The 21,237-nt window shown below is 69.4% G+C and carries 16 protein-coding genes; 5 read left to right on the top strand and 11 right to left on the bottom strand.

Going from position 1 to position 21,237, the window contains the following annotated elements:
* Window positions 1-328: 328 nt before the first annotated feature.
* Window positions 329-2,854 (top strand): ATP-dependent Clp protease ATP-binding subunit, encoded by a 2,526-nt coding sequence (locus ACZ5U5_RS30850; protein ID WP_383267724.1) that lies wholly within the window; start codon window positions 329-331, stop codon window positions 2,852-2,854.
* Between the two features lie 143 nt (window positions 2,855-2,997).
* On the opposite strand, the gene ACZ5U5_RS30845 is transcribed toward ACZ5U5_RS30850, so the two are convergent.
* Both ACZ5U5_RS30845 and ACZ5U5_RS30840 read right to left on the bottom strand, forming a co-directional pair.
* Window positions 2,998-5,562 carry an NACHT domain-containing protein gene (locus ACZ5U5_RS30845; protein ID WP_469028939.1) on the bottom strand — a complete coding sequence of 855 codons (2,565 nt, stop codon included), beginning with the start codon at window positions 5,560-5,562 and terminating at the stop codon, window positions 2,998-3,000.
* Between the two features lie 170 nt (window positions 5,563-5,732).
* Window positions 5,733-6,167 carry a PPOX class F420-dependent oxidoreductase gene (locus ACZ5U5_RS30840; protein ID WP_469028149.1) on the bottom strand — a complete coding sequence of 145 codons (435 nt, stop codon included), beginning with the start codon at window positions 6,165-6,167 and terminating at the stop codon, window positions 5,733-5,735.
* Window positions 6,168-6,374: 207 nt separating this feature from the next.
* Here ACZ5U5_RS30840 and ACZ5U5_RS30835 point away from each other — a divergent pair, with 207 nt between their 5' ends.
* Window positions 6,375-7,106 carry a DUF4232 domain-containing protein gene (locus ACZ5U5_RS30835; RefSeq protein ID WP_469028146.1) on the top strand — a complete coding sequence of 244 codons (732 nt, stop codon included), beginning with the start codon at window positions 6,375-6,377 and terminating at the stop codon, window positions 7,104-7,106.
* Between the two features lie 28 nt (window positions 7,107-7,134).
* Here the strand turns inward: ACZ5U5_RS30835 and ACZ5U5_RS30830 are convergent, their stop codons facing one another.
* The gene (locus tag ACZ5U5_RS30830) at window positions 7,135-7,332 is read right to left on the bottom strand and encodes a DUF397 domain-containing protein (RefSeq protein WP_469028144.1); all 198 of its coding nucleotides are present in this window, start codon (window positions 7,330-7,332) and stop codon (window positions 7,135-7,137) included.
* On the bottom strand, window positions 7,325-8,230 hold the full coding sequence (locus ACZ5U5_RS30825) for a helix-turn-helix domain-containing protein (RefSeq protein WP_469028141.1): 906 nt from the start codon (window positions 8,228-8,230) through the stop codon (window positions 7,325-7,327). Before ACZ5U5_RS30825 ends, ACZ5U5_RS30830 begins: the two co-directional genes overlap by 8 nt.
* A gap of 306 nt (window positions 8,231-8,536) precedes the next feature.
* Between ACZ5U5_RS30825 and ACZ5U5_RS30820 the strand changes: the two genes are divergently transcribed.
* Window positions 8,537-8,965 carry an ATP-binding protein gene (locus ACZ5U5_RS30820; RefSeq protein ID WP_469028139.1) on the top strand — a complete coding sequence of 143 codons (429 nt, stop codon included), beginning with the start codon at window positions 8,537-8,539 and terminating at the stop codon, window positions 8,963-8,965.
* Here ACZ5U5_RS30820 and ACZ5U5_RS30815 read toward each other — a convergent pair.
* Complete coding sequence (locus ACZ5U5_RS30815) at window positions 8,955-12,155, bottom strand: NACHT domain-containing protein (RefSeq protein WP_469028137.1); 3,201 nt, start codon at window positions 12,153-12,155, stop codon at window positions 8,955-8,957. The genes ACZ5U5_RS30820 and ACZ5U5_RS30815 overlap by 11 nt on opposite strands.
* Before the next feature lie 512 nt (window positions 12,156-12,667).
* Here ACZ5U5_RS30815 and ACZ5U5_RS30810 point away from each other — a divergent pair.
* On the top strand, window positions 12,668-13,360 hold the full coding sequence (locus tag ACZ5U5_RS30810; protein ID WP_469028134.1) for a M23 family metallopeptidase: 693 nt from the start codon (window positions 12,668-12,670) through the stop codon (window positions 13,358-13,360).
* Window positions 13,361-13,376: 16 nt separating this feature from the next.
* Here the strand turns inward: ACZ5U5_RS30810 and ACZ5U5_RS30805 are convergent, their stop codons facing one another.
* Window positions 13,377-13,952 carry a TetR/AcrR family transcriptional regulator gene (locus ACZ5U5_RS30805; protein ID WP_469028132.1) on the bottom strand — a complete coding sequence of 192 codons (576 nt, stop codon included), beginning with the start codon at window positions 13,950-13,952 and terminating at the stop codon, window positions 13,377-13,379.
* Between the two features lie 167 nt (window positions 13,953-14,119).
* Here ACZ5U5_RS30805 and ACZ5U5_RS30800 point away from each other — a divergent pair, with 167 nt between their 5' ends.
* A complete protein-coding gene (locus tag ACZ5U5_RS30800; RefSeq protein WP_469028130.1) occupies window positions 14,120-15,739 on the top strand; it encodes an MDR family MFS transporter in 1,620 nt (539 codons plus the stop codon).
* A 144-nt stretch (window positions 15,740-15,883) separates the two neighbouring features.
* On the opposite strand, the gene cseC is transcribed toward ACZ5U5_RS30800, so the two are convergent.
* The 5 genes from cseC to ACZ5U5_RS30775 all read right to left on the bottom strand — a co-directional run bounded on the left by cseC (window position 15,884) and on the right by ACZ5U5_RS30775 (window position 20,352).
* Window positions 15,884-17,242 carry a two-component system sensor histidine kinase CseC gene (gene cseC, locus ACZ5U5_RS30795; protein ID WP_469028127.1) on the bottom strand — a complete coding sequence of 453 codons (1,359 nt, stop codon included), beginning with the start codon at window positions 17,240-17,242 and terminating at the stop codon, window positions 15,884-15,886.
* 83 nt (window positions 17,243-17,325) lie between these two features.
* Window positions 17,326-18,039, bottom strand: a complete 714-nt coding sequence (cseB, locus tag ACZ5U5_RS30790; protein WP_453444723.1) for a two-component system response regulator CseB — start codon at window positions 18,037-18,039, stop codon at window positions 17,326-17,328.
* 18 nt (window positions 18,040-18,057) lie between these two features.
* Window positions 18,058-18,720, bottom strand: coding sequence for a hypothetical protein (locus ACZ5U5_RS30785; RefSeq protein WP_469028124.1), 663 nt, complete (start codon window positions 18,718-18,720; stop codon window positions 18,058-18,060).
* A complete protein-coding gene (locus ACZ5U5_RS30780) occupies window positions 18,708-19,271 on the bottom strand; it encodes a SigE family RNA polymerase sigma factor (protein WP_469028122.1) in 564 nt (187 codons plus the stop codon). Before ACZ5U5_RS30780 ends, ACZ5U5_RS30785 begins: the two co-directional genes overlap by 13 nt.
* 148 nt (window positions 19,272-19,419) lie before the next feature.
* The gene (locus ACZ5U5_RS30775) at window positions 19,420-20,352 is read right to left on the bottom strand and encodes an HhH-GPD family protein (protein WP_469028119.1); all 933 of its coding nucleotides are present in this window, start codon (window positions 20,350-20,352) and stop codon (window positions 19,420-19,422) included.
* Between the last annotated feature and the right edge of the window lie 885 nt (window positions 20,353-21,237).

Here is a 21,237-nt window from a genome sequence, read left to right as displayed (position 1 = left end):
CGTAGCGGAGGGAACCGGCGCGCGCCGCATGGACTGTCAGTCCTTGCGGGTAAGACATCCCTAGTGGGGAGGGGCGACACACGCGCGAGGCCGTCTCACGTTCGCCATCGGCGTAGTGGTGGTGAGGGTAAGTGCTTGGCCTGCGGGAACATCGTCTCGCACCATCGGGTTGGAGCAGTTGTCGGCGTTCGGGGTCAGGAGGCACCTCTTGTTCTCGGCCGGGTGTCGGCAGTTGGAATGAGCGGTCCCCGCTTGCGGGACTAAGCTGCGGAAGGACAGGGAGGGGACAGCCCCCTTACTGCCTGACCGCTCTGAGGAGCGATTAACGATGTTCGAGAGGTTCACCGACCGCGCGCGGCGGGTTGTCGTCCTGGCTCAGGAAGAAGCCCGGATGCTCAACCACAACTACATCGGCACCGAGCACATCCTCCTGGGCTTGATCCACGAGGGCGAGGGTGTCGCCGCTAAGGCCCTGGAGAGCCTCGGGATTTCGCTCGAGGCGGTCCGCCAGCAGGTGGAGGAGATCATCGGTCAGGGCCAGCAGGCCCCGTCCGGCCACATCCCCTTCACCCCCCGTGCCAAGAAGGTCCTGGAGCTTTCGCTCCGCGAGGCCCTTCAGCTGGGCCACAACTACATCGGCACGGAGCACATCCTGCTCGGCCTGATCCGCGAGGGCGAGGGCGTCGCCGCCCAGGTCCTCGTGAAGCTCGGCGCCGATCTCAACCGGGTGCGGCAGCAGGTCATCCAGCTGCTCTCCGGATACCAGGGCAAGGAGACCGCCACCGCCGGCGGTCCTGCGGAGGGCACGCCTTCCACGTCCCTGGTGCTCGACCAGTTCGGCCGGAACCTCACCCAGGCCGCTCGTGAGTCCAAGCTCGACCCGGTCATCGGGCGCGAGAAGGAGATCGAGCGGGTCATGCAGGTGCTGTCCCGCCGTACGAAGAACAACCCCGTGCTCATCGGCGAGCCCGGCGTCGGCAAGACCGCCGTCGTCGAGGGCCTGGCGCAGGCCATCGTCAAGGGCGAGGTGCCCGAGACGCTGAAGGACAAGCACCTCTACACGCTTGACCTCGGCGCGCTGGTCGCCGGCTCCCGCTACCGCGGTGACTTCGAGGAGCGCCTGAAGAAGGTCCTCAAGGAGATCCGCACCCGCGGCGACATCATCCTGTTCATCGACGAGCTCCACACCCTGGTGGGTGCCGGCGCCGCCGAGGGCGCGATCGACGCCGCGAGCATCCTCAAGCCGATGCTGGCGCGAGGCGAGCTGCAGACCATCGGTGCCACGACGCTGGACGAGTACCGCAAGCACCTGGAGAAGGACGCGGCCCTCGAGCGCCGCTTCCAGCCCATCCAGGTCGCGGAGCCGTCCCTGCCGCACACCATCGAGATCCTCAAGGGTCTGCGCGACCGTTACGAGGCCCACCACAGGGTCTCCATCACGGACGAGGCGCTGGTCCAGGCCGCCACCCTGGCCGACCGGTACATCTCGGACCGCTTCCTGCCGGACAAGGCGATCGACCTGATCGACGAGGCCGGTTCCCGGATGCGCATCCGCCGGATGACCGCGCCGCCGGACCTCCGCGAGTTCGACGAGAAGATCGCGGGCGTGCGTCGCGACAAGGAGTCGGCCATCGACTCCCAGGACTTCGAGAAGGCGGCCTCTCTCCGCGACAAGGAGAAGCAGCTGCTCGCGGCGAAGGCCAAGCGCGAGAAGGAATGGAAGGCCGGCGACATGGACGTCGTCGCCGAGGTCGACGGCGAGCTCATCGCCGAGGTCCTGGCCACGGCCACCGGCATTCCGGTCTTCAAGCTGACCGAGGAGGAGTCCTCGCGTCTGCTGCGCATGGAGGACGAGCTCCACAAGCGGGTCATCGGCCAGAAGGACGCCATCAAGGCGCTTTCGCAGGCGATTCGTCGTACGCGAGCGGGTCTGAAGGACCCGAAGCGTCCCGGTGGCTCGTTCATCTTCGCCGGCCCGTCCGGTGTCGGTAAGACGGAGCTTTCCAAGACGCTCGCCGAATTCCTCTTCGGCGACGAGGACGCCCTGATCTCCCTCGACATGTCGGAGTTCAGCGAGAAGCACACGGTCTCGCGTCTCTTCGGTTCGCCGCCCGGATATGTCGGTTACGAAGAGGGCGGTCAGCTGACGGAGAAGGTCCGTCGCAAGCCGTTCTCGGTCGTGCTCTTCGACGAGGTCGAGAAGGCGCACCCGGATATCTTCAACTCGCTGTTGCAGATCCTGGAGGACGGTCGTCTGACCGACTCCCAGGGCCGGGTCGTGGACTTCAAGAACACGGTCATCATCATGACGACCAACCTCGGCACGCGTGACATCTCCAAGGGCTTCAACCTCGGATTTGCCGCCGCGGGTGACGTCAAGACGAACTACGAGCGCATGAAGACCAAGGTCAACGACGAGCTGAAGCAGCACTTCCGCCCGGAGTTCCTGAACCGTGTCGACGACACGGTGGTCTTCCACCAGCTCACCGAGGAAGACATCATCCAGATCGTCGACCTCATGATCGCCAAGGTGGACGAGCGTCTCAAGGACCGCGACATGGGCATCGAGCTCAGCGGTGACGCGAAGAAGCTGCTTGCCAAGAAGGGTTACGACCCGGTCATGGGCGCCCGGCCGCTGCGCCGGACGATCCAGCGCGAGGTCGAGGACATCCTGTCGGAGAAGATCCTCTTCGGCGAGCTCCGCCCCGGCCACATCGTGGTCGTCGGCACGGAGGGTGAGGGCGAGGAAGCCAAGTTCACCTTCCGCGGCGAGGAGAAGGCGGCGCTTCCGGATGTCCCGCCGATCGAGCAGGCCGCTGGTGGCGCGGGGCCTAACCTGAGCAAGGAGGCGTAGCCCTTCGGGCTCGCCAGGCTCACTGGGGCTGCCCCGGACCGTTTCGTACGGTCCGGGGCAGCCCTTTTTGCTTTGACCTTTGGCTGCACGTACTTCGTGGCTGGTCGCGCAGTTCCCCGCGCCCCTACGGGGCGCCCCTCGGCTTACGACGTGATCGTTACGCCCTCCGGTACGTTCCGCACTCGCGGCAGGCGGGGGTTCACTCGCAGCACGCTCAGGTTCGGGAAGCGGGCGAGCCAGGACATGTCCGTGTCGGCGAGTTCGGCCGTGATCCACAGGTGGGTCAGCTGGTCGTGTTCCAGGCCGTCCAGGAGTTCCTCGGTGCGCATGACGCCGACGACCTGGATCCACGGGCGTCCGCCGAGGTGCCGTAGCGCCGCGAGCTCGGCCGTGTCGGACACCGGGAAGTACAGGCCGAGCGGGTCGAGGTGGGCGATGATCTCGCGCGCGTACCGCTCCGTGTCGAAGTGCCGCCACGGGCGGACCAGCTCGACCCGGATGGACAGGGCCGAGCGGTGGCGCATACGGGCGAGGTAGTCGATGGCGGCGTCGTCCTGGACGCGGGTGGCCGTGATCGCCAGGAGGAGCGCCTGCTGGTCGCTCGGCACCTGCTCGGGGTCCGGCAGCTGCTCCAGGACGATGGGGCCGACCCAGCCGAGGCTGCGGGCGGCCAGTTCCGTGGTGGGGCGCACGAGGTTCTTCGTACGGTCGTGGACGAGCTGCTGCACCTCGGGGTCGAGCTCGGTGACGTGCTCCAGGCAGGCCGCGGCCATCAGGCGCCGATGGTTCACGTGTGGGCGGCGCAGGTTCGGGGCGGCGGCAAGGAGCCGCTCGAGGAAGTCGGCGCACTCCTCGGGGCGTGCGTGGGCGGCGGCCATGCGGATGACCTCCTCCCACTCGGCGCGGTGCGCGTGCTCGACGAGGGTGCGGAACTGACCGCGAGCCACTATCTCCTTGGCGGCGAGGTAGTCCTGGAAGGTGCGGTGGATGAAGTCCACCGAGAGGCCCGCCTGCTCGCGCAGCAGCCCCGTGCGGTGCAGCAGATGACGGAAGATCTTCTCGCCGTCGCCCTCGGCGCGCGCGGAGGGGATGGCGGGCAGCGCGCTGTCCAGGATCGCGACCACGCGCTCGCGCGGCAGCTCCGAGACGCCCTCCTCCACCATCGCGTGGGCCAGCTTGCGCAGGAGCAGCTCGCGCGGGCCCTGCTGCAGGCGCACGTCATCGGCGTACAGCACGTCACGCTCAGGGTCGCGGCGCTGGAGCAGCATCTCCAGAGCCGCGTCGTACAGCTCCTTGCGCCCCTTGGGGAGCGAACCGGAGCGGTCGCGGTTCAGGGCGCAGATCAGGCCGCACATCAGCGGATTCGTGGCGAGCTGGCGCAGCTCGCGGTAGATGCGGACGGAGTGCAGGAGACGCTCCTCGTACTCCCGCAGCTTGTCGCGCTCCGACTGCTCCTTGCACTGGTCGTCGCTCATCGCCGCGGCGTGCCAGTCGTGGATGAAGTGGGTGACCTGGTCGCGTGACATCGGCGCGAGGGAGAGTTCCTTGAAGCCCTCTTCGGCGAGGCGTTCCTGGGCGAGCCAGCCGTCCTCGACGGCGGAGGGGCGGGACGTCACCAGGCAGCCGTTGCCGGAGAAGATGCGAAGGAGGCGGCGCAATTGGTTGCGCAGCTCGCCGCGGGTCGCCTCCGGGGCCTCGTCGATCCCGTCGACCAGGAGCATGGCGCGGCCCGCGAGCAGGGTGCGTACGACCCAGCCCTCGGGTGCCTGGTCGGCCAGCGGGTGGCTGATGGCGTGCAGGAAGTCGTCCGGAGCGGGGAAGCCCTCGCGGGCGAAGCGGCGTACGGGCAGGACGAAGGGCACGCGGGTGCCCTCGCGCGCCGCGGCCACGGCGAGCCACTGGACGAGCGTCGTCTTGCCCGAGCCGGCGACACCGCGCAGCAGGACCCGCTCGTGCCCCTCCAGGGCCCGGTCGGCGAGCAGCACGGTGCGCGGTTCGCCCGGTACGCCGCTGCCGCTGCTCTCCTCGGCCTCCAGGCTGAGGTAGGTGTCCTCCAGGGGCCAGCGGTCGGGCGCGTTGGCGAGGTCCACGCCGACGATGGTGAGCCAGCCGTGCTGCCGTACGACCTCTTCGGCGTACGCGGCCTCGAAGTCGCGGTCCTCCTGCGAGCGTTCGGGCTGGCGGGCGGCGGCCTCCGCGTCGTTCAGGTCGATGAGCTGGCGGATACGGCTGGCGCGCTCGGCCATGTCCTGCTGGATGTGCGGGGAGCGGCGGACGAAGTGGTACAGGAGATGCAGGCAGACGGCCACGAGCAGCTCGTCGTGGAACGAGGCGGCGCCGGGGGACAGCGCACGGTCCGCGCCCTGCACGGCGCCCCTCAGACGCCGCGCGTAGTCCTGCGGGCCGAGGCGCACGGCGTCCACGTCCGTGAGGTCGAGCTCGCCGACCGCGAGGAGGGTCCGCGTCAATACGTCACTCACGGCGCCCAGTTCGGCTGACTGGGCGGAGCGCGCCTCGGCGGCGAGGTGGACGAAGTCTGCGGCGGTGCGGTGTACGTCGTCCGGGGTCGCGGGGGCGCCGGCGCCGCGCCAGGTGGTGAGGGCGGCGATCAGGTCGGGCGCGGCGGGCGGCTGTGGCGGGGGCGTGCGGATGAGCCGTTGTACAAGGGGTGCTGCGAGCGTCGAGGGGATACGGACAACGGGCTCCATGGACATGGGGGGTCCCTGCGGGTGGGATTTCTTGTGTCGTGGAGGGTCAAGGGTAGGTCAACTCAGCCGCGGGGGAGGGGGCTTGGGGAGCGTGAGAGGGATGGTCTGCAAGAAGATCCCAACGGGGGCGGCGCACGCCGGGGGCTCACGCGAGCTCCGCGTGCCGGGGCTCAGGTGAGCTCCGTGCCGTACACCTTCTCGACCGTGATCGTGATCAGCACCCGGCGGTCGTCGACCATGACCCGGCGGTACTCGTCCCAGTCCGGGTGCTCACCGGCGGCGGCCCGGTAGTAGTCCACGAGGGCCTGCACCTCAGGGCCTTGCGGGTCGGTGCCGGGCCCGATGAGCTTGGCGTCGCCCTCGGCCGTGGCCCAGGCGCGGCCGTCGGGGCTGGTCACCTCGAGTGCGGCGCGGGGGTCGCGACGCAGGTTCGCGAACTTCGCGGTCTTCGCGGTCGTCGAGATGCGGATGACGCCCGCGGAGTGGTCGTACGACGGCATCACGGGCGAGAGCTGGGGCCGCCCGTCGGCCTTGATGGTCGCCAGTACGCCGAGGCTGCCGGCGGCGAGCAGGGCGTGGGGATCGAAGGGTGCGTCAGTCGTCATGTGGGGGCCAACCCGGGGGCGGGGGCGGGGTATTCCGTCGCGGCGGGCGGATGGGCGGTCCGCTGACTTTCCGGGGTCTTTTCGCAGCTCAGCAGGGTTCGTTAGGCGGATGTTAGTCGGGTGGGAGTTCGGCATTAGTGGGCTCGACCAGAGTCGGTCTTGTTCCCGAGGAGGGGACGCCACCTACTACCTACGGGGGACCCCGCCATGCGTTCCAACACCACCACCGCCGCTCGTCGCCGCACTCTCCGCATCGCCGCCGCGGCCCTGACCGTCGCCGCGAGCCTCTCGCTCACGGCCTGTAACGGCGATGACGTCACGGGGCAGGGTGACCCGTCGGCCGCCTCCAGCGCATCCTCCTCGGGCGGCTCCGGCTCGGGCGGCGGCTCCGGTTCGGACGGTGGTTCGGAGCAGGGCGGCGGTTCGGAGCAGGGCGGCGGGAAGGACTCGGCCGGCAAGACCTCCGGCGGGCAGGGCACTGCGGCCGGAAGCGGTGCGGGCAACGTCGAGCGGGCCGAGAAGTGCCGTACGGATGATCTCGACATCTCGGCGTCGGACAGCACCATCGACGGTGACGACAAGGGTTCGGTCGCGGTGACGTTCAAGAACCCCGGTGACCGGGGCTGCCTGCTCTCCGGGTTCGCGGGCATCGACCTGAAGACCAACGCGGGGGATCTGTCCGCCACGCGTGAGGGGAAGCCTGCCGAGCAGATGGTCCTCACGGGCGGGGAGTCGGTGTCCTTCTACGTCAGCTACCCGATGAACGACACGGGCGGCTCCGGTGTCCGCGTCACGGGCCTCGTGGTGACGCCTCCCGGTGAGACGAAGTCGTACTCCCTGGAGTGGCCGGGCGCCGCCACGCTGCCCGTCAGCGATGGCACGGGCTCCTCGGTCAAGGTCGGCCCGATCGGCAGCGCGGGCCAGGGCGGCGCGCAGTAAGCCGCCTGGCTTTGAGCGGCAACCAACATCACGCCGGGCCCCGACAGCTCACGAGGGTACGTATCAGAGCTGCGAGGGCCCCGGGCGTTGTGGTGAGGATTGCCTCCGGGGCGTCGCTCTCCCGGAGGTGGATGGTCGCCTTCGGTCCGTGGGTGGCGGCCAAGTAGACGCAGTTGGCGCCTGCTGCCTCGCTGAAGGTGGATTTCTGCCAGTGGAGTTCAGCCATGGTCTCTTCCCTGGTGGGTGTAGAGCAGATGCTGGATGAGCCCCCACGAGTCACGCTTCCCGTGCGCTTCGGAACGCTCGTTCGACACGACCGCTGGGAGTGCGCTGTGGCTCAGCTCTTCGAAGGTAGCCCGGTACTGGTCCAGGGCCGCTTCGTCGTCGAGGACGACACGGGAGCCTGGGTGCTCCAGTACCACCGTTCCCAAGCGGCCGATCACAGGCTCGACTTGGAGAAACGGCGCACAGCGCCAAGCCCCGGGTCCGGCGTCGAACGGCAGGATCTGGATCGTCACGTTGGGCAGCGCCGCCACGCGCACGAGGTGGGTCAACTGCTCGCGCATGACGCGCGAATCGCCGACCACCACGTGCAGGGCAGCTTCGTGAATGACCGCGTGGAAGTCGATGGAGTGAGGCGCGTCGAGGATGGGCTGTCGCGCCAAGCGGAATCGGACTGACGTCTCGACCTCGTCGCGCGAGGCCTCGGGCAGGCCCGTGCTGACAAGCGCGCGGATGTAGGACGCAGTCTGGAGCAGGCTCGGGATGAGCAGAGTCTCGTGGCTTCGGATGGACGTGGACGTGGCCTCGAGTTCAGCAAGGTCGAGCCACGCCTGGGGGCGTGACTTGCGGTACTCGGACCACCAGCCCTTGCCGTTGCTCTCGGACATGCGGATGAGCTCTTCGATGTAGGGCTCATCCTTGCATCCGTACCCGTGGACCAGGTCGCGGAGGCGCGCAGTGGGAATGGCGGTTCGCGCCGCCTCGATGTGGCTGAGGTGGGGTGCACCCATCTCGATCAGCCGACCGCCTTCGGCGACGGACAACCCCGCCGTTATGCGCAACTTGCGCAGCTCATGGCCGAGTCGACGCTGTCGTTCAGTGATCAGCGTTCTTAGTGCCACGCGTCGGCCTCCCCGGGGTTTCGATCAGAGTCTGCCCCCGTAGGGGTGCTTGGTCCACTTGATTCGCCGATTGGGTTGCACGATTGCTGAGCGTATCGCTACTTTAAGTGCGGCGGTGCTCACGCAGAGATGCCGGAAGCCTCGCTGTCGACGCAATAACCCCTGCTCAGCCGCAGAAGCGCACTGTCCGATCCAAGTCCCCGTACCGGGCGGCGACTTGTTCGCGAAGGGCAGTAGGCCACTGCGGCCGGGCCACCCGTCACCGTCACAGCGAACGAACCCCTACGCGCGCCTTGGAGGCGTCTCATGGGCGTAACCGTGCATGACTCCGTATGCGGTCCCGAGCAACCCGAGCGCCCCGAACTCCCGCTCGCCTACACCCTGTTCGCCCCCGCCGACTCCAGCTCACCCAAGATCTGCCGCGACTTCGTACGCAGCGCGCTGCTCACGCTGGGGCTGGGCAACCTCGCCGAAACCGCCGCGCTCTGTACGTCCGAGCTGGTGACCAACGTGCATCAGCACACGAAGGGTGACGTGCACCTGAGAGCGGCCATTGCGCCCACGCACGTACGGGTCGCCGTGTATGACGGGAGCGATCAACTGCCGTCCCCTCGAAGGGCTCCCGCGGAAGACGAAGGTGGGCGGGGGCTTTTCCTCGTGACGGCGTTGTCGGATGTGTGCGGGGTGACGCCTACCGGGGGTGGCAAAGGGGTGTGGTTTCAGCTCAATCGGTGAAAAGGGCGCGAGGCTCTCGTATCTCGACGTGCGGGGGAAGGGCGTCGATGTCGGTCACGTGGCGCCTGGAGATCGTCAGGTGCCGCAGGGCGGTGAGCTGGGTCAAGGGGGCGACGCTGACCCGCTCCCGGCCGCTGAACCCGTATACGGACAGGTGTGTGATGTCAGGGAAGAGCCGCGTGACGTGCAGTGCCGTCGATGCCCAGTCGGGGCTTCCGTGCGGCCCCTCGTGCAGCAGGGACAGTTCCGTCACACCGGACAACGTCAGCCCTTCCGGTGCGTGGGGGAGTGCGCTGGATGTCAGGTCCAGCCGGATGAGGTGCGGGAGGCGTGTGAGAGCTTCCCAGACGGCGGGTGACCTGGGACCGTCCGTTTCGCCGAAGAGGACCCACTCCAGTTCCCGCCACTTGTCCAGGCCTTGCAGATCGTCTGCGGCTTCCGTGGAGGCGAACACTCCCAGCATGCGCAGCGGAGCGTCAGTGGGGAACAAGTCGAGGCTCCAGCGCTCGGTGATGCCGGCGAGGCGGAGCTGATTCAGGTCGCGCAGCCCGTGGAGCGCGGCCGGGGAGAGTCGGCTGGGTGGCACCTTCATGGCGAGGAACGAGGGGGCGCACGCCGCGATCAGCCGGGAGGCGGCTGTGGGGGTCACGCCCTCGCGGATGTCCAGCAGCTTCGGGCGGATCGCCAGCCGTTCCAGCTCCACGACCTGGTCGTCGCTGCGGAGCGTGAAGTACGTTTCGCCGTCGTCGAGTTGAGTGATCACGGCTTCCGCGTACCTACGGCAGTCGTAGCGACTCCACCCCCACATGAGCTGGCTGCGAACCGCGAGCGCGGGATGGCGTGCCAAGCGCGCGAGGAAGGGGATCGCCGCGTCCGACGGGATACTCGTCGCGGTGATCGCGACGTTGCTCGCTGCCTGCTCGTCCAGCCCGTCCGGGCCCGGCAGCAGGTCCAGGACCATGGGCCCGACCATCGCCAGCTCGCGGGCATCCTCCGGGGTGCGGGGCGGAATCACCTCCGCCACCCGTAGCTCCACCTGCTCACGCACCTCCGGGGCGAGCTCCGCCGCGTGCTCCAGGCAGGTTGCCGCCAGCAGATGGACTCGCACCCGCGCCCGCTCCTCGGCGTGACCATCACCGAACGCAAGCAACTCCCGGAAGAGTTCGACCCGTTCGCGAGGGCGCGCGTGCGCCACCGCCATACGGATGACGTCCTCCCACTGGTCGTCCGCCGCGTGACGTGCCAGCACGCCGAAGTCGCCCTCGTCGACCGCCGCCCGCGCGCCCAGGAAATCCTGGAACGTGCGGTGGATGAAATCGACCGTGCCCGGTCCTGGTTCGCGGAGAAGACCGCTTCGGTGGAGGAAGTGCTCGAAGACTGCCTTGGCGTCTCCGAGGGCTGCCACCTCCGGGACCGCGGGGAGCAGGTCCGCGATGATCGTCTCCGCCCGCTGACGGTCCATGGTCGTACGGCCGTTGCGGATCAGCCAGTAGGCGAGGCGCTGGAGGAGCTGGAGCTGCGGCTCCTCCCGCAGGTCGGGCACGTCCATGTGCCGCTCTCGGTCCCGGCGGATCAGGAGCATGGACAGGGCCGCCGTGTAGAGATCCTTGCGGCCGAGTGGGAGGAAGCCCCTGCGGTCGCGGTGCAGCGCACAGATCAGGCCGCACATGAGGGGGTTGGTCGCCAACAGGCCCAGGTCGGGCTTCGTGTGGACCGCGTTGAGGAGCTGACGCTCGTACGAGCCGAGCGTGGCGTCCTCGTCCGCCGCGCCCGTACGTGCGGCCACGTGCCAGCGCTTGATGAACGCCGCGGCGTCCGTCCTGCTCATCGGGGAGAGCGTCAGCAGGGTGAAGTCCTCCTCGGCGAGCCAGTCCTCGCGTACGGCCGAGGGGCGTGACGTGACCAGCCAACGGTTGCCGGGGAAGGCGTCGATCAGGTCGCTCAGCCAGGCGCGGGTGCGGGAGCGCTCGGCGTCGGGGACCTCGTCGATGCCGTCCACCAGGACCAGGCCGCGCCCCGCCGCCAGGACGCGGGACTCCCAGCCTCTGGGTTGTGTGCCTGCGAGGGGGGAGCGGACCGCCGAGAGAAACTCCGAAGGTGCCGGAAGGCGCTCGCCGTGCCGGGTGAGGGTACGCAGGGGCAGGACATAAGGGATGCGGTCGTAGAGGTACGTCATGTGGTCGTCGCCCGGGGTGGGGCGCGCGGCGCTCACCGCCAGCCACTGGATGAGCGTGGTCTTGCCGGAGCCGGCCTCGCCCCGCAGGAGGACGCGGTCGTGGGTGGCGAGGGCTTGGTCGGCGGGCGCGGGGGCGGGGGCGTCGGCCGCCGCGATGCGCGCGGATTCCGCGATTCTGCGGACTGCGTCCTGGGTGCTGCGGGAAGTGATGTCAACTGGGACGAACTTGGACCATGCGACCGGGCCGGTGGCGGACTCCGTGACGGGCGGCGGCAGGAGGTCTCTCCAGCGCGTCCCGGACGCCGTTGCCTCCAACCGCATGTACGCCGCATCCAGCGGCCACTTCCCCGGCGTCCGGGTCAGATCGATCCCGAAGATCGTCAGCTTCCCGTGCTTCTTCGCGACGTACGCGAGGTACCGCTGCTCGAAGGCCACGTCCTCCGCCCCGGGCAGGGGGCTGCGGGCGATCAGTTCGTCGATCTTGGTGATCAGTTCCGACTGGCGGCGGCTCTGTTCCACCAGGGTCCGGGCCACGAAGGCCGACCGCTGCGTGAAGAAGTGCAGGATGTGCAGGCACGTCGTGTCGAGCAGGCGGTCGTAGAAATACGCCGCGTCGGCGGACAGGTCACGGTCGGGGTTGCCGCTCGCCCGGCGCAGGCGCAGGGCCAGGGCGTTGTGGCCGAGCTCGACCGCCTGCACGTCCGTGAGGGTGAGATCGCCCAGCGCGTGCAGGGTGCGGGCCAGCGCGTCGACCACCGCCTGTTCTTCGTCCGCGGGGACGGCGCTCTCGCCGGAGGCCCGTACCGCCTGGCGCACCAGCTCCGCCGCGAGCTTCGCCAGGTCCTTGTCGGTCAGCTTCCGCTTCTCGCCCCTGAAGGACACGAGCCCCGAGAGACGGACCGGTTTCTCCACCAGGTCAGCGCCCGGCCCCTCACGTACGAAAAGGCGCTTGACCAGGGGAGTGACGACGCTCGACGCGAGTCGGGTGACGGAGCCTATGGCCGCGGGATCCATGCGCCGCAGCGTAGCGCCGGTCACATTCGGAAGGTTGTGGATCTCGGGAGCCGGTGACATGACGCACAGGCGATATGTCCGGTACTAGGCGGAATAGTGGTGCTGGTCGGAGGGGTGGCCGGGACCTTCGGCACGCACCCCGCGGGACCTTGGGCGGGTCGGGAGGGTCCCTCCGCGGAACGTGCCAGTGCTGGCCCGAGATGTCCTTTCGAAGTGTGGTTAAACCTGACTCCGAACGCCAATTCCGGCAGATGGTTGAAGGGGGAATTGTCGGAATTTGTCGGTGTCAAGGGGTCGAAAGAGGGTCGGTTGGCTACGGTATTAGGTAGTAGATGGGGGGTTTGAGCAGGGGGCGGGGTGCGGGTTACCAAGGTGGGGCCCCGGCGGAAACGCAGCGAAGCGTGTGCCGGGTCCCTCTGTGTCTCAGGCACAGGTCCAGTCCCAGCCCCACGTGCCACGCGGCGACAGCGGCGGTGTCACGTACACGCTCCCCATCCCGGAGGTCATCCGCCATGTCGAAGCGCGCCACGTCCACCCAGTCCGGCCTGTCCCTGCTCCGTACGCGGACGGCCGTCGTCACCATCGCGGGCCTCGGGCTCGGAGCGTCGGCCGTTCTCGGTTCCGGCGTCGCATCCGCCGCGGACGCCAAGAACAGTGCGCTGCCCGGCGTCTCCGCCAACTCGATAGCCGCGCAGGCCGACGCGCAGGCCAAGGCCGCGTCCAAGGCCAAGCAGGCCGCCACCAAGAAGGCCGAGCAGGCCAAGAAGGCCGCCGCCAAGAAGGCAGCCTCCTGGCAGGACCCGGTCGACAAGTACACGCTCTCCGCGTCCTTCGGGCTCGGCGGCAACATGTGGTCCAGCAAGCACTCCGGCCAGGACTTCGCCGTGGCGATCGGCACCTCCGTCGAGGCCGTGCACAACGGCACCGTCGTCAAGGCCGGCGGCAACGGCGCCGGTGACGGTCCCGCGTACGGCAACGCCATCGTGATCAAGCACGACAACGGCACGTTCTCGCAGTACGCGCACCTGTCGAAGATCGACGTCCGCGTCGGCCAGACCGTCGGCACCGGCCAGCACATCGCCGCCTCCGGCAACACCGGAAACTCCAGCGGTCCGCACCTGCACTTCGAGATCCGTACGACCCCGAACTACGGCACGGCGGTCGACCCGGTCGCGTTCCTGCGCTCGAACGGCGTCAGCGTCTGACCCAGCAGCTAGTCGCTCAGGCGCCCTCGTGCGCCTGTGTCACCAGATCGATGGCGACCTCCAGGATGGCCTTGCGCTTCTCCTCGGGGTCGCCTTCGGTGTCTCTCAGCACGAAAATCCCGCCGTGCATCGTGAACAGTGCGCTGATGCAGCGCACTTGAGACGTCATCGGTGCGTCCGGCTCCCTCAGGGTGTCGAGCAGGCCGAGCATGCGGTCCTTGAAGTGCTCGCCCGTCTTCAGGTCCCGCACGGTCGCCTGGTTCTCCTGCATGAAGCGGAAGAGGGGGGCCGCGTCCGTCAGGATCACGCTGTAGCGGGTCAGGATCGTCCGCTTCACGTCCAGCGTGTGCGGCTGCTCCCTGCCCCACTCGACCAGCTCTTCGATGGGCCGGGTCATGTCCTCGAAGACGCTGGTGAGGATGTCTTCCTTCGTCTTGAAGTGGTAGTAGAGCGCCGCCTTCGTGACGTCCAGACGCTCCGCGATCTCGCGCAGTGACGTCTTCTCGTACCCCTGCTCGGCGAAGAGTTCGAGGGCCACGTCCTGGATGCGCTGGCGGGTGTCCCCGCGGCGCTGCTGCTTGCCCGTGACCATCTTTTTGCTCCTCGGCTCCCTCGACTCGAATCCTTGGATCCGATTTTACTTACTTGACGCCCGGCTAGTTGGGGGTCTACTTTCCCTCAGTGTAGTCAGCTTGCCGGTCGGCAAGTAAGTGCCGGCAGGCGGCAATACGCAGTCGGGGTAACCGGGGAGTGGGGAACATGGCCGAGACAGAGATACAGCCGGGGGAGAAGGCGATACCAGCCGGATCGGAGCAGGCGACACCAGCCGTATCGGAGAAGGTGTCACCGGCCGGATCGGCGAAGGAAGCGCCGCAGCCGCGCAGCGTGCGCGTCGTGATGATGGCGCTGATGGTCACCATCCTGCTCGCGATGCTCGACAACATGATCGTCAGCCCCGCGATGCCGACGATCGTCGGTGACCTCGGCGGCATGGAGCACCTGTCGTGGGTCGTCACCGCGTACATGCTCGCCACCGCCGCATCGACCCCCATCTGGGGCAAGCTCGGCGACATGTACGGGCGTAAGGGCGTCTTCCTCACCTCCATAGTGATCTTCCTGCTCGGTTCCGTGCTCAGCGGCATGGCGCAGGACATGGGCCAGCTGATCGGTTTCCGTGCCGTCCAGGGGCTCGGCGCGGGCGGTCTGATGGTCGGCGTCATGGCGATCATCGGTGAACTCGTCTCCCCGCGGGAGCGCGGCAAGTACATGGGCATGATGACCGGCGTCATGGCGGTCGCCATGATCGGCGGGCCGCTCGTCGGCGGCACCATCACCGACCACCTCGGCTGGCGCTGGGCCTTCTACATCAACCTGCCGCTCGGCGCCGTCGCGCTCGCCATGGTCACCGTGGTCCTTCACCTGCCGAAGAAGAAGGCGAAGGGGCGCATCGACTACCTCGGTGCGGCGCTGCTGACCGTGGGCATCAGCGCGCTCGTGCTCGTCACCACCTGGGGCGGCACGGAGTACGCCTGGACCTCGACCGTGATCATGGAACTCATCGCGATCGGCGTCGTCTCGCTCATCAGCTTCGTCATCGTGCAGAAGAAGGCCGCCGAGCCGATCCTGCCGCTGCACATCTTCCGCAGCCTCAACTTCACGCTCATGTCGGTGATCGGCTTCATCACCGGCTTCGTGATGTTCGGCGCGATACTGTTCCTGCCGCTCTACCAGCAGGCGGTGCAGGGGGCCTCGGCCACCAACTCCGGGCTCCTTCTCCTGCCGATGCTGCTCTCGATGATGGTCGTCTCGTTCTTTTCGGGGCGGTTCACCACCTCCACCGGCAAGTACAAGATCTTCCCGATCGCCGGCACCATCCTGATGGTCCTCGGGCTGTTCCTGCTGTCGCAGATGGACACCGACACCTCGCGGTTCACGTCGGGCCTCTATATGGCGGTGCTCGGTGCGGGCATGGGCTGCCTGATGCAGATCACCATGCTGGTCGCGCAGAACAGCGTCGAGATGAAGGACATGGGCGTCGCGTCGTCCTCGGCCACGCTCTTCCGTACGCTCGGTTCGTCGTTCGGCGTCGCGATCATGGGCGCGCTCTTCAACAGCCGCGTCGAGGACACGATGGCCTCGCGCGCCGGGGACCTTGGCGGCAAGGTCACCGAGCAGTCGGCGCAGCTGGACGCGGACAGCCTGGCGAAGCTGCCGGAGGCGGTGCGGGACGCGTATCAGCACGCGGTCTCGGCCGGTACGCACTCGGCGTTCCTGCTGGGCGCGATCATCGGGGTCGCCGCGCTGATCGCCGCGTTCTTCGTCAAGGAGGTTCCCCTGCGGGGGGCGGGGCCGAAGGATGCGGTTGCGGAGTCCGTCTGACCTGCGGCCCTGCTCCCTCGCAACGGCCCTCGGCACCTTCTGGTGCCGGGGGCCCGTGCTTCTGCCCTGCTTATTCGTGCCCTGCAGCTTCGGTGTTGTGCCCACCCGTTCCGCCCCGCGGAACGCCTGCCCACAACAAACCGGCTACTTGTACTTGTCCGGCAGTTGCAGGATCGGGAAGCTGCCCGTGTTGGTCGGGGCGTGTTCCGGGAGCCAGAGGACCGCCACCGCGCCCTCTGCCGGGTCCTGCGGCCCCGCGCCCGCGGGGGTCACGTTGCGGAAGGTGAGCCGCGCGCCGAGGACCCTCGCCTGGCCCGCCGCGATCGTCAGGCCCAGGCCGTGGCCCACGCCCGCGCGGTCCGTGCTGCCGGTGCGGAAGCGGCTCGGGCCCTCCTCCAGGAGACCCGCGGGGAACCCGGGGCCGTGGTCGCGGACCCGCACCACGCGGCCCTCGACGCTGACCTCGACCGGCGGCTTGCCGTGCTTGGCCGCGTTGGCGAGGAGATTGCCGAGGATGCGCTCAAGGCGGCGCGGGTCGGTGGTCACCTCCGACTCGTGCACCACCGTCACGCGCACGTCCGAGTCAAGGATCGCGATCCGCCGCGTCACGAACTCGCCGAGCAGCAGATCCTGCAGCTCGGCACGCTCGGCCGCGCTGTCCAGACGCGCCACTTCGAGCACGTCCTCGACCAGCGTGCGCATCGCCTGCGCCCGATCCCTGACCAGCTCGGTCGGGCGGCCCGGCGGAAGCAGTTCGGCGGCCGTGAGCAGGCCCGTCACCGGCGTACGCAGCTCGTGCGCGATGTCCGCCGTCACGCGCCGCTCGGCTTCGAGGCGCTGCTTGAGTGCGTCCGCCATCGCGTCCACCGACCGCGCGAGGTCATCGGTCTCATCGCGTACGACGCCGCCGATGGCATCCCGTACGCTCACGTCCGTCTGCCCCTGGGCGACCTCCTGCGCCGCGGTCGCCGCCTTGCGCAGGCGCCGCGAGAGCTGGCCGCCGATGAGCACGCCGAGCGCGCAGCCGCCGAAGACGACCGAGATGGAGCCGATGACCAGGGCCTGGTCGAGGTCCTTCATGATGGTGGCGCTGCGGTCGGTGAAGCGGGTGTGCAGCGACAGGATGTGGCCGTCGCTCAGCGGCACCGCCGCCCAGATGTCGGGCACGCCGCCCTCGTGGTCCTCCACGTACGTCGCGCGCCGCCCGGCGAGCACCTTCGCCAGGAGGTCCTTGGGCATCTCCGGGTCGTCGATCTTCATGCCGAACTGGCCGGTGCGCCCGGACGTCTCGTAGATCCGCTGGGCGTACAGGATCCGCTCGTCCTGCACGTCGCGCGCGTTGTCGAGCATCGATACGCGCGCCGCGTTGTGCACGACCAGGCTCAGCGCCACCGCGACGAGCGCGCCGACCAGAGCGATCGCCGCGCTGATCTTCCAGCGCACGCCGGTGCGCAGGCCGGAGCCAAGGCGCGCGCGCAGCGCGGCCACCGTCCTCCTGCTCATATATGTCCCCCGAGACGCACCGAACCGTCCGGACCGTGCGGACCGTTCGTAACTTCAGCCCTGCCGTCAGCCATGCGGTCGGCTCACGCCTTGAGTTTGTAGCCGAAGCCGCGGACCGTCTCGATCCGGTCCTGGCCCACCTTGGTGCGCAGCCGCTGCACATGGACGTCGACGACGCGGGTGTCGCCGCCCCAGCCGTAGTCCCACACGCGCTCCAGGAGCTTGTCGCGGGAGAGGACCGTGCCGGGCGCGGACGAGAATTCGAGGAGCAGGCGCATCTCGGTCGGCGTCAGCGCCACCGGGGCGCCGTCCTTGCGGACCTCCATGCCCTCCGTGTCGATCTCCAGATCGCCGAAGTGCAGTACGCCGCCGTCCGGCGAACCGCCCTCGCCGCCGACGGGCGCCCCCGAGTCGGGGCCGCTCGCGTGCCCGAAGCGGCGAAGCACGGCGCGGATCCTGGCGACCAGGACGGCGCCGTCGAAGGGCTTGGTCACGTAGTCGTCGGCGCCCGCCTCCAGGCCGAGCACGACGTCGATGGAGTCGGCACGCGCCGAGAGCATGATCACCGGGACCGTCGACTCGTCGCGGATGCGGCGGCACAGCGAGACGCCGTCGAGGCCCGGCACCATCACGTCGAGCAGCGCGATGTCCGGGCGGTCGGCGCGGAAGGCCTCAAGGCCCTTCAGGCCGTCGGGCATCGCGGTGACGACGAAGCCGTCCCGTTCGAGCGCGAGCTGCGTCGCCTCGCGGATGACGTCGTCGTCCTCCACGAACAGGACATGCGTGTGCTCTGCCATCGGGGGCTCTCAGTTCTCTCAGTTCTCCGACGGAGCGGGTGTGTCGCCGCCCGCCGCGCTGCTGTAGTGACTGCGGGTGCGGTCCGTCTCGGTGAAGTGGTTCGTGGACCAGCGGTACGTGATGACTTCCTCGCCGGACGGATACGACACCGGGTCACCCTTCTCGTACACCTGCTTGGTCACCACCAGGTCGCCCCGGTCGATCTCCGCGTAGACGGGCGGCTCCTCGTCCTGGAAGACATTCTCGTACTTCTTGCCTTCGGCGCGATACACGTAACTGCTGGTTCCGACGGCATCGCTGCAGGTCATGATGTTCACCACGACATCGGAGCCGGCTCCTCCGGTCAGGTTGCCGTACGAGACGTCGACGGGGTAGTCGTCACCGACGCACGGCTTCAGGTCGCGCTTGACCGTCCGGCTCACCTTCGGGTCGTCCTTGACGAGCTCCACCGCCTCCAGGCTGGAGGGCGGCGACGGAGCGGACGTCGTCGACGGCGTCGGGGACGGCGAGGGGGTCATCACCGTCTCGCCGCGGTTGCCGGGACCCTCGTCGCGGGCGCCGGAGCCGCCGGTCGAGCAGGCGGTGAGGAAAAGGCCGATGGCGGCGAGTGCGACCGCCGCCGCGCTCCCCGCCCTGATCGCCTTGATCGTCCTGCCAGCCCGGGTGCTTAGGCCGCGCAACGCTCCCGCTCCTCACGTTCGAGCGCGCCGGTGGCGGGCTCCTCGCGGTCCCGGCTCTGGCGGTCCCGGCTCTCCAGCTCCTGGCGGAGCCGGGCGAGCGCGCGGTGCAGGGTGCTCTTTACCGTTCCCGCGGACATGCCGAGTGCCGCGGCCGTCTCCTCCGTGGACATCTGCTCCCAGTGTCGCAGCACGACGACGCTGCGCTGCTTGGGGGCGAGCACCTTCATGATGTCCATCAGGAGGGCACGGTCCGCGTGCTGTTCGGTGGAGTCCTCCACGCGGGCGTCGGGCATCTGCTCGGTGGGGACCTCTTCGAGTTTGCGGGCCCGCCACCACTCCGTACGCGTGTTGATCATGACGCGGCGCAGGTAGGCGTCCGCGAGCCGCTTGTCGGCTATGCCGTCCCAGCGGCCGTACGTCCGCACGAGCGCGGTCTGCAGCAGGTCCTGGGCGTCGACGGGGTCGGGGACCAGGCGCCGGGCACTGCGCAGCAGGGCGTCCTGCCGAGTGCGGACGTACTCTTCGAACTCGAGCACCTCGCCGTGCGCCATACCCAACCGCCTCCGTTCACCGACCACCGCTGCTTGTGCGGTACGGCTATGAAGCTACGGAGGCGTTGTCACGAGGCTGTGCGGAGCAGCCGCCGGGGGGCGCACGGCCTTCCGTCGGTTGTGTAACAGAAGTAGGCGCGGCGTAAAGCTAGGTCAGAGGGAGTCGGTAGAGCCCTTCGGGGAGCGGCTCGACGAGGCCGTCGGAGACGAGTCCGTCCAGGGCGCGGGCCCGCTGCACGGGCTCGTCCCACACGCGGTCGAGGGCCGCCTGCGGTACGGGGGTGACGGCCTCGCGGAGCACCGCGAGCAGCTTGCCGCGGACCTGGCGGTCCGTGCCCGCGTACGTCTGACCCCGGCGGGTCGGCCCCTGATGCGCCGGCTTGCCTGCCGCCTGCCACGCACACTGCGCGGCGATGGGGCACCGTCCACAGCTCTCGTTCTTGGCGGTGCAGACGAGGGCGCCGAGCTCCATGGAGGCGGCGGCCCAGCGGGATGCCGTGCGCTCCTCCTCGGGGAGGAGGGCGCGGGCCAGCTTGCGCTCGGCGGCGGTGGTGGCGTTCGGCGGGTACTGGACGCCGGTCACGGCCCGAGCGAAGACCCGACGGACGTTCGTGTCGAGCACGGCGTGCCGCTGTCCGTACGCGAACGACGCCACGGCGGCGGCGGTGTACTCGCCGATGCCGGGCAGCGCGAGGAGCTGCGCGTGCTTGGCCGGTACGTCGCCGCCGTGCCGTTCCGTTATGGCGACGGCGGCGCCGTGCAGGCGGAGCGCCCGGCGGGGGTAGCCGAGGCGTCCCCAGGCGCGGACGGCCTCACCCGGGGCTTCCTTGGCGAGGTCGGCGGGGCGGGGCCAGCGGGCGATCCACTGCTCGTACACGGGCAGGACGCGGTTGACCGGCGTCTGCTGCAGCATGAACTCACTGACCATCACGCCCCAGGGCCCGGCGTCGGACCGACGCCACGGCAGATCACGGGCGTTGGCGTCGAACCAGGCGATGACGGGACCGTGCAGGGCCTCGCCGACGGGCTCGGGGCTGTCTGACATGGGCATGGGCGGCATGGGCTTCGTGGGCGCAGTCATGGCAAGACGATCCTGCCACGGACCCACCGGGGGGCGGGCCAGGCGGGGCCGTTCCATCCCACGCACCGGTCCCCCCCCACCCAAGCCGACAGCTCCCCTCCACCCGCCGCCACCTCCCTCCTGGCCCCGCCAACATCTCCTCCCCACCCCTACCGACGCCTCCCACCCCCTCCACGGCCGCCAGCCACCCGCCCAGACTGGCCCCCGGGCCCAAGCCACCGGTGCTGGCCAGCCCTCCCCCGCCCACCCCAGGCTGGCCCCCGGCTCGGCCCGCCGGTGCTTGCCGCCTCCCGCCCTCCCAGGCTGGCCCCCCGGGGCCCGGCCCGCCCGTGCTTGCCCCCGGCCCGACCCAGGCTGGCCCCCTGGAGCCTGGCCCGCCGGTGCTTGCCGCCCTGCCCTCTCAGGCTGGCCCCCCGGGCCCGGCCCACTGGCGCTTGCCGCTCTCACCCACCCCCAGGCTGGCCGTCGGCCGGGCCCACCGCTGCTAGCCAGCCCCCCGCCCCTCCCAGACTGGCCCCCCCCCCGAGCCCGGCCCACCGGCGTTTGCCGCTCCCACTCACCCCCAGGCTGGCCCCATGGAGCCTGGCCCGCCGGTGCTTGCCGACCCCGCCCTCCAGGCTGACGGGCCTAACCCACCCGCGCGCGGACCCCCATGTCTGTACGCGCTTCCCACCCACCCCCCTTGCCCACCCCCCTTTGGCACCGCGGGGCGATCGGGTGGGTGGGTGGGAAAGGTTCGTTCGTGCAGGGGTGGCTGCCGGGTGATCGGGCGGGTGGGCGGGAAAGGCTTGTTCGTTCAGGAGGGATGCGGGGTTCCAGGAACGCGGGTGGGGGAGTGCAGCGGCCCGGGGAGGACCTGACGATCGGCAGGGGTGGATGCCGGGG

Source organism: Streptomyces sp. NPDC033177 (assembly GCF_055577715.1).
This window is presented reverse-complemented; position numbering and strand designations above follow the sequence as displayed.

Excerpts from the sequence above, each read along its gene's own strand:
- ACZ5U5_RS30850 (WP_383267724.1), top strand. The coding sequence starts at position 329 with ATGTTCGAGAGGTTCACCGACCGCGCGCGGCGGGTTGTCGTCCTGGCT.
- ACZ5U5_RS30845 (WP_469028939.1), bottom strand. The coding sequence starts at position 5,562 with ATGGAGCCCGTTGTCCGTATCCCCTCGACGCTCGCAGCACCCCTTGTA.
- ACZ5U5_RS30840 (WP_469028149.1), bottom strand. The coding sequence starts at position 6,167 with ATGACGACTGACGCACCCTTCGATCCCCACGCCCTGCTCGCCGCCGGC.
- ACZ5U5_RS30835 (WP_469028146.1), top strand. The coding sequence starts at position 6,375 with ATGCGTTCCAACACCACCACCGCCGCTCGTCGCCGCACTCTCCGCATC.
- ACZ5U5_RS30830 (WP_469028144.1), bottom strand. The coding sequence starts at position 7,332 with ATGGCTGAACTCCACTGGCAGAAATCCACCTTCAGCGAGGCAGCAGGC.
- ACZ5U5_RS30820 (WP_469028139.1), top strand. The coding sequence starts at position 8,537 with ATGGGCGTAACCGTGCATGACTCCGTATGCGGTCCCGAGCAACCCGAG.
- ACZ5U5_RS30815 (WP_469028137.1), bottom strand. The coding sequence starts at position 12,155 with ATGGATCCCGCGGCCATAGGCTCCGTCACCCGACTCGCGTCGAGCGTC.
- ACZ5U5_RS30810 (WP_469028134.1), top strand. The coding sequence starts at position 12,668 with ATGTCGAAGCGCGCCACGTCCACCCAGTCCGGCCTGTCCCTGCTCCGT.
- ACZ5U5_RS30805 (WP_469028132.1), bottom strand. The coding sequence starts at position 13,952 with ATGGTCACGGGCAAGCAGCAGCGCCGCGGGGACACCCGCCAGCGCATC.
- ACZ5U5_RS30800 (WP_469028130.1), top strand. The coding sequence starts at position 14,120 with ATGGCCGAGACAGAGATACAGCCGGGGGAGAAGGCGATACCAGCCGGA.
- cseC (WP_469028127.1), bottom strand. The coding sequence starts at position 17,242 with ATGAGCAGGAGGACGGTGGCCGCGCTGCGCGCGCGCCTTGGCTCCGGC.
- cseB (WP_453444723.1), bottom strand. The coding sequence starts at position 18,039 with ATGGCAGAGCACACGCATGTCCTGTTCGTGGAGGACGACGACGTCATC.
- ACZ5U5_RS30780 (WP_469028122.1), bottom strand. The coding sequence starts at position 19,271 with ATGGCGCACGGCGAGGTGCTCGAGTTCGAAGAGTACGTCCGCACTCGG.
- ACZ5U5_RS30775 (WP_469028119.1), bottom strand. The coding sequence starts at position 20,352 with ATGACTGCGCCCACGAAGCCCATGCCGCCCATGCCCATGTCAGACAGC.